Here is an 11,661-nt window from a genome sequence, read left to right on the forward strand (position 1 = left end):
CTTAAATAAATTTAATCTGTAAATACATTAGACAATGCTACATGTCAAAATTAAATGGAAATAGTACTAGGATACAGCGATCAATAAGCATGGTTGTTTCACCAAATACTCCATTTTCTGATAATTTCATATTTGACAACATCAATCTTACGCATCGGTTTAGCAGTCCTATAAATACTGCCGATTCAAACTTTTGATATTCTTTAAATGCTGGAGACATGGGGTCTAATGAACCAATAAAATTAACAAAGATAGCTACATGTCTATACCATTCATAAAAAAGCTCATCATAATCGTTTGTTTTTTTCGAGTTCTCAAAAAGTTGATTGATTAAGTCTGGAGGTAGGGGCACAGTCATAAAAATTCCATTTTAATTTATAGCACTACTCCCAATTATAGCAAAAGCTTATTGTCTCCTAATTTATAAATTGATAGACATTCATTTTAACCCCTTTTAACATGTCTTTTAAATCGCTAAACATCGTTGCTCACTATGTTCTGGATGAATGGCTGGAGGAAACTGTAATCCCGCTGATGCGAGGTAAGGTAAAGGTATTCCGATATGCCGACGATCTGGTCATCTGTTGCCAATACGAAACAGACGCACAACGACTGAGAAACGTACTTGGTAAACGGCTATCCAAATACCGTCTCAACCTCAATGAAGAGAAAATGAAAATGGTTCCATTTTCGAAGAGGAAGCAACGCCACGGAACCAAACAAGGTTCATTTGACTTTCTGGGTTTCACGTTCTATTTGGCCAAGTCCTGCCGAGGGCGGACAATTCCGAAGCTCAAGACGAGCGGAAAACGCTACCTAATCAACAAGCCTTTTTATCAAGTACCCAAGTCTGAAAAGTGATTGAAGATTGGTAATGTTGGGTCAGACGACCCAACCTACAAAAATTATCCGGCACCAAGTTATGGGGAGGATAAAAAGTATTAACTAAATTAATACCTTATGGAAATTTTAGGACGAGGGAGAATAGCATTAGATTAAATTTGTTTGAAATTTAAATCTATTATTTGCTGCGTAATTCAGTTTTCGTGGTGAAGCTATCCTTGTTTTCTACCCGATCAATAAACAAAATGCCATCAAGGTGATCGACTTCATGCTGTATGATGCGGGCTTCAAGGCCGTTGGCCTTTTTAGTAATTAAATTGCCTTCAAGATCATAACCACTGTATTCAATTTCAAGCAGCCTGGTTACTTCGCCCATTATGTCGCCGCAGTTAAGACAGCCTTCATACCCTGTTTCAATTTCGTCAGACAGTTTTTTGAAGGCCGGGTTAATTAATACTGTATCAGGAATTGGATGATCCACTTTTCTGCTTTGGGTATAGTCTGTGCCGAATACAATAATACGTTTGTTGATTCCTATCTGCGGAGCGGCTACACCCACAGCATTTTCTTTTTGCATAATAGTAATTAATTCATTGGCAAGCTCTTTTAACCAGTCGCTGCCAAATTCAGCAGAAGAAACGGGTTCAGCTATTCCTCTTAATAGGGGGTTATCTTGTTCAAGTAGTGTTTTCATAGTTCTCCTGATATTGGTAGCCTGCTTAGTGCATATTCTATCAGAAGAAAATACAATAATTTATTTTTTTGTGAATTAAATGCCTAATCATGATATTCAATTTTCAAGATTTATTAAGATAAACGCCCGTCTTTGCAGTAAGCCCCTTCCTTTAGAGGTTTTTTGCAAACCCTCAGATGCCAGGGATGGCATCTGGGAGCGTCAGGATGACTTCATGCGTGTTTGCAAAAAACCTCTAAAGGAAGGGGCTTACTTGCACTGAACTTGCAGGCAAAAAAGGTTGTGGTCGGCGCAGAATTCCGTGTCGAGCTTTACAGCAACCTGCAGGCAAGGCTACATATGCTGTGCCAAAGCCATAAGGAAATTACATTTAATTTGACAGATATTGTTGCAGAGGCTTAAATTGATAAACGCTGATGTTAAATAAAAAAGGATTTTTTATATGCCGTACAATGACTTACGCGATTTTCTTGACAGGTTGCGCGAAGAAAATGAATTAATTACGGTATCGCGTAAAGTTGAGCTGGCATTTGAAATAGGGCAGGCAATGCAGAAATCAGCCGCTGTTTCAGGCCCGGCGATTTTGTTTGAGAATAATGGAACCCCCTATTCGCTGGTTGGAGGGATTTATAACTCCAGAAAAAAAGCGTTGCTTGCATTTGAAGCCACTGAGGAAAACGTATTTTCCAGGATTTTGCAAGGGTTAGCAAAGCCTATTGCGCCGATCTTAATAGAAAACGCGCCAGTTCATGAAAATATTATCCATAGAGAAGACGTTGATTTGGCCAAACTGCCTGTTCCTCAATATAGTCCAGGAGATGGCGGCGCTTATATTACTTCTGCAATTGTAGTGAGCAAGGATCCTGAAACCGGGATTACTGATATGGGTAACTACCGTTTTCAGGTCATTTCAAAAAATACGCTTTCCTTTCTGGCCCAGCCTAATCACCGTTTTGGTAAACATATTGCCAAAATCCTGAAAATGGGTAAAACGCACTATGAGGCAGCGTTGGTGATCGCGGTTGATCCGTTGATGGTGTATGGTTGCCAGTTTCAAGTATCGGAAGATACCGATGATTTTGCATTTGTTGGCGGTTTACGGCAAAAAGCTGTCGAATTGGTTAAGTGTAAAACTATTGATTTACAAGTGCCGGCACATGCGGAATTTGTGATTGAAATCAGTATTGATCTTGCGCAAACAGTGTTTGAAGGGCCGTTAGGTGAATATACCGGTTATTATACGCCTGGTTCGAATAAACCCGTTGCCACGGTAAGGGCGATAACTCACCGTAATAATCCAATCTTTCAAGCCTTGTTAACGGGTGTACCACCCACTGAAAATCATATTTTAAAGCAATTGCCTTTTGAGGCATCGTTTTATCAACGGATGAAGCAGCTATTTCCAACAATCCAAAAGGTAGCAATTCCTCCTTCCGGCGGCGTATCTTTTTATATTGTGATTGCTATGGAACCGCGTTTTTCAGGCGAGGCGCGTCAGGCAATGCTGGCTGCCATTGCTTCTAATATGCGCCCCAAGTTAGTGATTGTGGTGAATACAGATATTGATGTACAGGATCCCGCCCAGGTGGAGTGGGCGCTGGCATTTCGTATGCAGCCGGCGGAAGATGTGACACTGATAGAAAATGTACCTGCCGGACCTCTTGATCCCTCTGTTTCGGACGCAATACCGCTTGATCAGCGCCTGGGATCGGCAATAGGGATAGACGCGACTTATCCGGTAGGGGCAAGAGTGAGTTCAGGAGATTCGAATCAAACGGAGGAAACAGCGGCCGGGCAAGGACTTTATTTTAAGGTCGCTGAAATACCAGGCTGGGAAAGCTATAATTTTCCAGAATTAGCTGAATTTTTAGATAAGGAAAGATAAAAATGGCAATGATAGAGCATGAAATAACCATTAACGCGCCTGCAGAAAAAATATATAAGGCATTGAGCAGCCTGGATGGCTTGCGCAGTTGGCATACGGCGGTCATTGAAGGCGAACACAAACTTAATCATAACCTGACTCTTAAAGGTAAAGACAAACCGATTTTTGTATGGAAGGTAACCGATCTGGATCCCAATCACCGTTTAGAATGGGAATGCGTGCAAGGGCCGGGCGATTCAGTGGGAACCAAAGTCGCTTATTCAATTTCCAAAACAAAAGATGGACGCGCATTAGTCGAGTGTAGTCATACGGATTGGCCGCATACTCAAGGCAACTACAAAAAATGCAATACGCTGTGGGGAATTTTGCTGCATCATTTGAAAAACTATGTGGAAACGGATGTCTCCATGCCTGCTTTTTAATCAATGAGGATAACGAAAATGTCCCAGAAAAGCCTTGAGCAATTTGTAAATGATTTGGATGCGGCGGGTTTTCTTGTCCGGATTAGCGAAGAAAAACATGTTGATGAACTGCCGGGTATTATGGAAGCTAATCCATTAAAAGCGGTGTTAGTAGAAAAAATTAAAGACTGTGATTTTCAGTTTTTGGCGAATGCTTATTCAAATCAGGATATGTATGCCTGGGCTCTGGATTGTAAAAAGAATGAAACAGGAGCAAAAATAACCGAGCTCGCTACAAGGAGAATCCCTCCTGTTTACGTTAAGGATGCGCCATGCAAAGAGGTTATTCTTAAAGGCGATGAAGTGGATCTCACTAAACTGCCGCTTTTTCTGCACCATGAACGCGATGGTCATGCTTATACCAACGATAATCTGGTAATCAGTAAAGATCCGGATACCGGAATTACAGACTGGGGCATCTACCGCAGTATGTTCCGCACCAAAAATGAAAAAAGTCTGGATATGACGTGCTCTTCGCATCGTCAGCGTCTCAACGCTTTAAAAGCGCAAAAAAATGGTAAAAATCTGCCAATGGCGATTGTGATTGGCGGTAATCTGATGGATAAAATTGCAGCCTTGACTTCGGTGCCGTCTGATGTGGACGATTGGGATGTGCTGGGCGGAATTTATGGTGAACCTGCCAAACTTGTTCGCTGTGAGACAATTGATTTATATGTACCTGCCCATGCGGAAATTGTTTTGGAAGGGGAATTATTAGCCACTGAAGGCTGGACCCATGATGAAGGGCCATATGGTGAATTTACCGGTATGTATGGCGGCGGGTTAAAACAGAATCCAATATTTAAAGTACACTGCATTACCCATCGTAAAGGCGCCATTTATCAGCACGCCACAATTGGCGGCAGTCATCCCTGGTATACCGATAATATGCTGCAGTTACCGGCGCTTGAAGCAGATATTTTCCAGGCTCTGAAACGATCTGGTATTGACGTGCTTGAGGTCCGAGCGCCTGCTGGCGGATTGTCAAATATTGCTTACGCAAAAATAAACACAGTAGGCGGCGGTGATGGCATGCAAGCGCTTGCAGTCATGTTAAGCTGCTCACGGCTTGCTCTCCCTAAAGTAGCAATGGTATTTGATGGCGATGTGGATATCTGGAACGACAGTGCGGTGCTGTGGGCGATGGCGTTCCGATATATGCCGCACAGAGATACCTTAATAATGCCGGGCGGAAATACCATGACGGTTGATCCGACAGTCGGCAGCGATACGCCGCCGATTAGCGCCTCCAAACTGGGATTGGATTGTACAATTCCATTAGTCGGAGGTTTTGATCCCTGCAGCTTTGATCCCAGTTCAATCTGCAATTTGGGTGCGCCGCCGGCAGTCACGGCAATGTCTTTAGATGAGCTGACCAGAGCAATGACTGAATTTATTCAGCAAGAACCCCGTTCCTGGAAGGACATTCTGCAGCAATATCATGGGCAACCTTACTTTTTAATCTATCAGGCATTTGGCGCAATTCGGCACCAATTGGAACGTCAGGATGAGTCGCCCTGGTTTAAATATACGTTTGCCGATACAAAAAAATCATAAGGGAAAAAATGAATCAGATCAGGGCAAAAAAACGGCTTATTATTGGTATAAGCGGGGCATCAGGAATTATTTACGGAATTCGCTTGCTTCAACTGTTAAAAAATACGGAATACGAAACTCATCTGGTGATGTCAAAAGCAGCGCAACAAACCCGTACTTATGAAACTGAATTATCGGCTGCACAGTTATCTGCATTGGCCGATAATACCTACAATATTAATGATATAGCCGCCTCTATTGCCAGTGGTTCATTTAAAACTGCAGGGATGATTATTGCTCCCTGCTCAATGCGTACCCTTGCTGATATTGCTTGTGGAACCACATCCAATCTGCTGACAAGAGCTGCGGATGTGGTGCTGAAAGAACGCCGCCGCCTGGTATTAATGCCCCGTGAAACACCGCTGCATTTAATTCATATCGAGAATATGAAGCGGGTTACCGAAGCCGGCGCTATTATCGCCCCGCCTACACCTGCTTTTTATAATCAGCCTGAAACTCTGGACGATATAATAAACCATACGGTGGGCAGAATTCTGGATCTTTTTGATATTGAAGTCGGATGTGTGAAACGCTGGAATTGCCCCAGCCCTGAAGTTGAATTAGCTGTGGAATAAGTTGTAGTAATTTATCTGTTTTAAGGAAAAACAATTTGGTGGACAAATTTTATCTAGTGGTATTAAATAGAGGGGGTTTATAGAAAGGAGTCTATACCATGAACTTTGCAACCTTGAAGCAAATTATTGCTATTTATGATAAGTCTTATAAAACAAAAACTGACAGTCAATTTCTAAGAGTTATTTTTGGCTCAACTGTGCCTATGGAAAAATTAAGGAAATTTGTTGAGGATAATTCACCAACCCCTGATACTAATGAATCTCATTTAACTTTTTCTCAGGAATATGAGCTTGGCAAAATTCTTTATGCGAAAGAGCCCGTACCCAGAACTGAAATCAAAGAAGTTTTTGATAATATTAAACAACAGTTATGGGAGGGAGAGTATTGTACTGCAAGTTATGAAACAGCTCAAAAACTGTATGACAATGACTTAACTCTTGATGCGCACTGGCAAGCGGTAAAAAAACATCCTCAAAATGAAAGCAGGGATTTTGCTGAAATTCTATGCAATTTACCAGTTGAGATACGTGATAATACGGTTCTGCTCTCTGAAATTGAAAACACGCAATGTAAGCCCGATATTATTCAAAATATTATTAATGAATTAAAAAAGGATAATCTGCTGACGGCAGATATTCTGGTAAATGTTATAAAATACTATGAATGCAGCCAACGGCACCTGCAAACTTTGAAATTGCTAAAGCAATCCCAGATTCTCAATGGGCAAAGAGATAAGCAGGTTCTTAGTGTTGTAGCGCGTAATATTCACTTGCTGGGTTCATCCGAAGGCGTCACAACAATAGTCAATTCGCTCACTCAATTGGAGTTAGATAAGCAATTAAACGAGTTGGAATTGAGCTATCTGGCTAACAGTACTCTACACTTCAAAAAGGCAATGGATGCAATTCCCATGCTGCATGCGGCTGGTATGGCGAGTGAAATGTATTTTGCCTTTGTTTTTCGGGCAAGCGAACACGTCAAGCTTGCCTCCTTATTAATTATGTTAAAAAATAAGGAATTGCTTGAAAACTACTTCACTGAATTAAATCAAACAAAAGATTATTGGTCTTTTATTATTCATATTGATTCTCTTTTGTCGATGGCACAAGAGCCAGAGACTGATAAGCTGGTCGATAAATTGCAGCAGATAATTTCCGAATGCAAGAGTCCCAGAACACCGCAAAAACCAATAGAGCTGGATGCTGTATTGGTTCATACCTTTTTATCTCCAGGTAAAATATCGCCGCGCAAAATTCTGGTGCCTGTTGGTAGTTCTCCCTCACCCACTTCACTATTCTGATTTGTTGAATAGAAAAGAGTTTGTCATTCCTGCCTCCGCGGGGATGACACCATCATTGTTTCCATAGCCTATACACAATGTTATCCACAGAATTTGTGGATAACAAAAAGCTGATAGTTTAATAAAATCCTTATAAAACAAAGGAATTATACATTATTGGATAGATGGGTGTGAAAAAAGAATTTGAAATTTTATAAGTTATCCACAGAAGGGAAAAGTGCGCTTTTTACTTTGCGGATGCGGATGATAACAGATAAAAATAAAAAAACAATTCTTGACCAGAAATGTATCTGCATTAATATTTTAAATTTATGCTTTACTTGAATGAGAGAGATAATCTTGTTGAGCCCACTATTCACTCTGAGGATGATTATAAAATATGAAGCAATTATCAAAGTCTGGCAAACGTTTATACCGCTCGCGAACTGATCGCATGATTGCAGGAGTCTGCGGCGGTCTGGCAACTTATTTCGAAATGGACCCGAGCTGGGTACGAATACTGTTTATCCTTTTCTTATTATTAGGCGGCTGCGCTATTTTAGTATACCTGATTATGTGGCTTGTCGTTCCAAAAGAGCCCTTATCAGAAATAAAATAACACCCTTGCCTGGGAGAAGCAGGTTGGCATTTTCTCGATCAATCTACCTCAAGCCTGATTGTATATGCTTTCCCTCATTCTGTGCACAGACTTATCCACAGATTTTGTGGATAATGAGAAAATGCCAATTTTATGAAAACCAAATAAAATCAAGGGGTTGATAAAAGTCAATAGAAATTGGATGAGGATGATTAATTATTTTGAAGGGTAGTTATCCACAGGAGAAATGATCTGTGTTATAGAGAGAGTGCGGCTGGGGATTCTAACAAATAAAAACTAAAAAAACAGTCTTGACATTTTGAGAAAGCGAGTGTTGGGCTTTACAGCCCAATCTACGGTGGTTTAAATATATCAATTAAAAAGCGTAGGTTGGGCTGTAAAGCCCAACATCCCTTTAATCCTTTTGTAAACATCACTGCTATTCCCTAATAGCTAATGTATAATCTTATTGTTAATTTATAAAAGATCACTAATTATGACTATATCGCGCTTCAAGGTTGAACTTAGACCATTATTGACACTGGTTTTGCCGCTGGTACTGACAGGCATAGCACAGTCTGCGCCTTTTTTCATTGAGACGGCGTTTTTGGCAAGATTGGGCGAAAATATTCTGGCTGCCGGAGCGTTGGCCAGCTGGCTATATGGAATTTTGATAGTCATTGCTTTTGGAACGATGAGTTCAATTAATATTTTAGTAGCTCACAAGCATGGCGCAGGCGATCAGACAGGTATTTCTTATGTGTTTCGGGATGGGTTTATTCTGGCGTTTTTAATTTCTATTCCATCCGTCATTTTGCTATGGAATATTGCGCCGGTATTTTTGCTGTTTGGTCAGTCAGCAGAAATTGTGACTCTGGCCACCGCGTATTTACATCCTTTGGCCTGGGGTGTTACTGCCAATATTCTGTTAATAGTTTTTCTTGAATTACTCATTGGTATAGCACAGGCACGTGAAACCTTGATTTTTAATTTACTGGCTGTGGTTTTTAATATTATCGCCAGCTATTTATTAATTTTCGGAAAATTTGGTTTCCCAAAGCTGGGAATAGCCGGCGCAGGCTGGGGAACATCAATTGGCAATTTTCTCGCAGTCATTATTCTGGCTGCATTTGTTTTTGGACGTAAAATATACCGGGGTTACTGTAAAAACCTGTTTTCACTGCAAGGTAAATCCTATGTAGGCGAGCTGGTTCGAGTGGGTATCCCTATGGGGATAATGTATTGTTTTGAGGTCGCTTATTTCCTGGCGCTGACATTAATGATGGGAACGATAAGCCCGTTATGGATGGCTGCAAACCAGATTGTGATGCAATATATGGGCTCCTTAACTGGAGTAGTATTCTCAATTGCGCAGGCAATTACTGTTAGAATGAGTCATCTGCTTGGTGAGAGAAACATGAAGGCTGCAAGAACTGTCGGGTATTTGGGCGGCATTATTGCGCTGGGTTATATTTTAGTGATTAATCTGTTTTATCTGTTTACGCCTGAATGGTTGATTGCCGTTGATTTGGATGTTTCAGCTGCAGCTAATCAGAGATTGATTGTATACATTAAATCCTTGTTTATCGGTGCGGCTTTTTTCCAGGTTTTTGAAGCCATCAGGATTGCCTTGTTTGGCGCTTTGCGGGCTTATAAAGATACGCGCTTTACCCTTTATGCATCAGTGCTCAGTTTCTGGGGCATTGCGCTGCCGCTTGGATATGGCGGCCTCCATTATTTTCACTACAGCGGCGTATGGTTATGGTGGTCCATGGGGATTGGGGTTTTAGTCAGTGTGGTCTTGCTGGCATGGCGTTTTAAGGTTATATCGGCCAGTCATAATTATGACTATGTAGAATAAGCCATTGCTGATAGAGGGCAATATGGTTTATAGTCGGCCAAATTTAAAATAGAATATTACGATATGACTTATAGCATGACTGCCTTTGCCAGAGTGCAAGGGGAATTTAATAGCACTCAGCTCTGCTGGGAAATAAGATCTGTAAATCACCGCTATCTTGAATTGTCTTTTCGTCTACCGGAAGCGTTTCGATTTCTGGAAACTGAATTACGCACCATTGCCCGATCTGTAATTGGCCGTGGAAAGCTCGAATGCCAGCTTAAAATAGCCGAGCAGGCTGCAACTGGCCAGCAGCTGATTATTAATGAACCTTTACTGGCAGCGTTAGTGCAATCGGCAGAAACAATTGCTGGCCGATACCATCTTGCTAATGATGTTTCGGTTAATACTCTTTTGCAGTGGCCAGGAATGATTGAAGTTGCCGGCACCAACCAGGAGGAAATCGCGGCGGCGGTTATTAAACAGTTTCAGGGAGCTCTGGAGCAATTACAGCAGGTCCGGGTCAGGGAAGGGCAAGCGCTGCAACAACATATTGCCAAGCGGTTAACCCTGTTGCAAAATGAAATTGATAATGCGCATGCAACCGCAGCAAAACAGACAGGCCAGGTTCAGGACAAGCTTTTGACTCGTCTGCATGAATTGGCTGTTAATGTTGATAGCGCGCGAATAGAACAGGAAATTGCCCTCATATTAACGAGACTGGATGTGACCGAAGAGCTGGATCGCCTCAATACGCATGTGCAAGAGGTCGCCCAGACAATACAAAGTAAGGAAGCAGTCGGAAGACGGCTTGATTTTCTCATGCAGGAGCTGAACAGAGAAGCCAATACTCTCAGTTCAAAATCAGATACAGTCGAGTTAACGCGCCATGCTGTCGAAATGAAAGTGTTGATTGAGCAAATGCGCGAACAAATTCAGAATATAGAGTAATGTCATGATAGAGTCATCAACAGGAAACTTGTTTATTGTTGCCGCACCATCAGGTGGCGGTAAAACCAGCCTCGTCAAACATCTGGTTGCCTCACTGGACAAAATCGAGGTATCCGTCTCGCATACAACCCGGGTTGCCCGGCCTGGCGAACAAGATGGCGTTAATTATTTTTTTATCGATAAGCAAAAATTTACTGCCATGATCGAGCAAAATGCCTTTATTGAGCATGCACAGGTCTTTGGCCATTATTACGGTACTTCCGTTGCCCAAATCGAAAAGAGGCTGCAGGAAGGGATTGATGTAGTGCTTGATATAGACTGGCAAGGCGCCCAACAAATCCGCGGCCTTTTTCCGCATGCTGTCAGCATTTTTATTATTCCGCCATCACTTGACGCCTTAAAACAGCGTCTGACCGATCGCCGTCAGGATAATGAAGATACAATAGCCAGTCGAATGCAGAAGGCTCAGGATGAGTTAAGCCACTATGTCGAGTTTGATTATTTAATCGTAAATGACCAATTTGACAAAGCAGCTGAGGAATTACAGGCAATTGTAATCGCCAATCGCCTGCAAACCAGCCGGCAATCGACTAAAATTGGTAAACTACTTTCATTATTGCTGGCATAAAGTTAAAATAAGATATTTTGCCTATATTTATTTAGAGGAGGGCCATAAATGGCACGTGTAACTGTAGAAGATTGTCTGGAACATGTGGCAAATCGGTTTGAACTGGTAATGGTCGCGGCCAAGCGCGCGCGTGAAATTGCTGTTCACGGTGAGCAACCCCTGGTGGAATGGGAAAATGACAAACCCACAGTCGTTGCGCTTCGTGAGATTGCCGAAGGCCTGATTACTCCAGAAATTCTGGAAAAAGATTAATAATTCAGAGGCTTTAGGCAGCTGTAACTGAGTTGTAAAAAAAGCGAGGGAGTATAGG

At 41.8% G+C, this 11,661-nt stretch carries 13 protein-coding genes; 11 read left to right on the forward strand and 2 right to left on the reverse strand.

Annotated features, from left to right (window positions below):
• Positions 1 to 37: 37 nt before the first annotated feature.
• Positions 38 to 358, reverse strand: coding sequence for a hypothetical protein (locus ACFORL_RS03385; RefSeq protein WP_382341124.1), 321 nt, complete (start codon positions 356 to 358; stop codon positions 38 to 40).
• Positions 359 to 459: 101 nt separating this feature from the next.
• Here ACFORL_RS03385 and ACFORL_RS03390 point away from each other — a divergent pair, with 101 nt between their 5' ends.
• Positions 460 to 861: a reverse transcriptase domain-containing protein gene (locus ACFORL_RS03390; protein WP_382341126.1), complete on the forward strand. Its 402-nt coding sequence runs from the start codon at positions 460 to 462 to the stop codon at positions 859 to 861.
• 160 nt (positions 862 to 1,021) lie between these two features.
• Here ACFORL_RS03390 and def read toward each other — a convergent pair whose 3' ends face one another.
• Positions 1,022 to 1,537, reverse strand: coding sequence for a peptide deformylase (gene def, locus ACFORL_RS03395; protein WP_382341128.1), 516 nt, complete (start codon positions 1,535 to 1,537; stop codon positions 1,022 to 1,024).
• 442 nt (positions 1,538 to 1,979) lie between these two features.
• Between def and ACFORL_RS03400 the strand changes: the two genes are divergently transcribed.
• The 10 genes from ACFORL_RS03400 (at position 1,980) to rpoZ (ending at position 11,603) form a co-directional block, all read left to right on the forward strand.
• Positions 1,980 to 3,422, forward strand: a complete 1,443-nt coding sequence (locus ACFORL_RS03400; protein WP_382341130.1) for a UbiD family decarboxylase — start codon at positions 1,980 to 1,982, stop codon at positions 3,420 to 3,422.
• Positions 3,423 to 3,424: 2 nt separating this feature from the next.
• On the forward strand, positions 3,425 to 3,844 hold the full coding sequence (locus ACFORL_RS03405; protein WP_382341132.1) for an SRPBCC family protein: 420 nt from the start codon (positions 3,425 to 3,427) through the stop codon (positions 3,842 to 3,844).
• 18 nt (positions 3,845 to 3,862) lie between these two features.
• Positions 3,863 to 5,440, forward strand: a complete 1,578-nt coding sequence (locus ACFORL_RS03410) for a UbiD family decarboxylase (protein ID WP_382341134.1) — start codon at positions 3,863 to 3,865, stop codon at positions 5,438 to 5,440.
• Positions 5,441 to 5,457: 17 nt separating this feature from the next.
• Positions 5,458 to 6,054: a UbiX family flavin prenyltransferase gene (locus ACFORL_RS03415; RefSeq protein WP_449280257.1), complete on the forward strand. Its 597-nt coding sequence runs from the start codon at positions 5,458 to 5,460 to the stop codon at positions 6,052 to 6,054.
• A gap of 98 nt (positions 6,055 to 6,152) precedes the next feature.
• Positions 6,153 to 7,355, forward strand: coding sequence for a hypothetical protein (locus ACFORL_RS03420; RefSeq protein WP_382341138.1), 1,203 nt, complete (start codon positions 6,153 to 6,155; stop codon positions 7,353 to 7,355).
• 379 nt (positions 7,356 to 7,734) lie between these two features.
• Positions 7,735 to 7,953 carry a PspC domain-containing protein gene (locus ACFORL_RS03425; protein WP_382341140.1) on the forward strand — a complete coding sequence of 73 codons (219 nt, stop codon included), beginning with the start codon at positions 7,735 to 7,737 and terminating at the stop codon, positions 7,951 to 7,953.
• 475 nt (positions 7,954 to 8,428) lie between these two features.
• Positions 8,429 to 9,793 carry an MATE family efflux transporter gene (locus ACFORL_RS03430; RefSeq protein WP_382341142.1) on the forward strand — a complete coding sequence of 455 codons (1,365 nt, stop codon included), beginning with the start codon at positions 8,429 to 8,431 and terminating at the stop codon, positions 9,791 to 9,793.
• Positions 9,794 to 9,856: 63 nt separating this feature from the next.
• Positions 9,857 to 10,723: a YicC/YloC family endoribonuclease gene (locus ACFORL_RS03435; RefSeq protein ID WP_382341144.1), complete on the forward strand. Its 867-nt coding sequence runs from the start codon at positions 9,857 to 9,859 to the stop codon at positions 10,721 to 10,723.
• A gap of 4 nt (positions 10,724 to 10,727) precedes the next feature.
• On the forward strand, positions 10,728 to 11,351 hold the full coding sequence (gene gmk / locus ACFORL_RS03440) for a guanylate kinase (RefSeq protein WP_449280256.1): 624 nt from the start codon (positions 10,728 to 10,730) through the stop codon (positions 11,349 to 11,351).
• Positions 11,352 to 11,399: 48 nt separating this feature from the next.
• A complete protein-coding gene (rpoZ, locus tag ACFORL_RS03445; RefSeq protein WP_382341146.1) occupies positions 11,400 to 11,603 on the forward strand; it encodes a DNA-directed RNA polymerase subunit omega in 204 nt (67 codons plus the stop codon).
• Positions 11,604 to 11,661: the final 58 nt, after the last annotated feature.

It is taken from the genome of Legionella dresdenensis, from assembly GCF_042649825.1.
Taxonomy (GTDB): Bacteria; Pseudomonadota; Gammaproteobacteria; order Legionellales; family Legionellaceae; genus Legionella_C; species Legionella_C dresdenensis.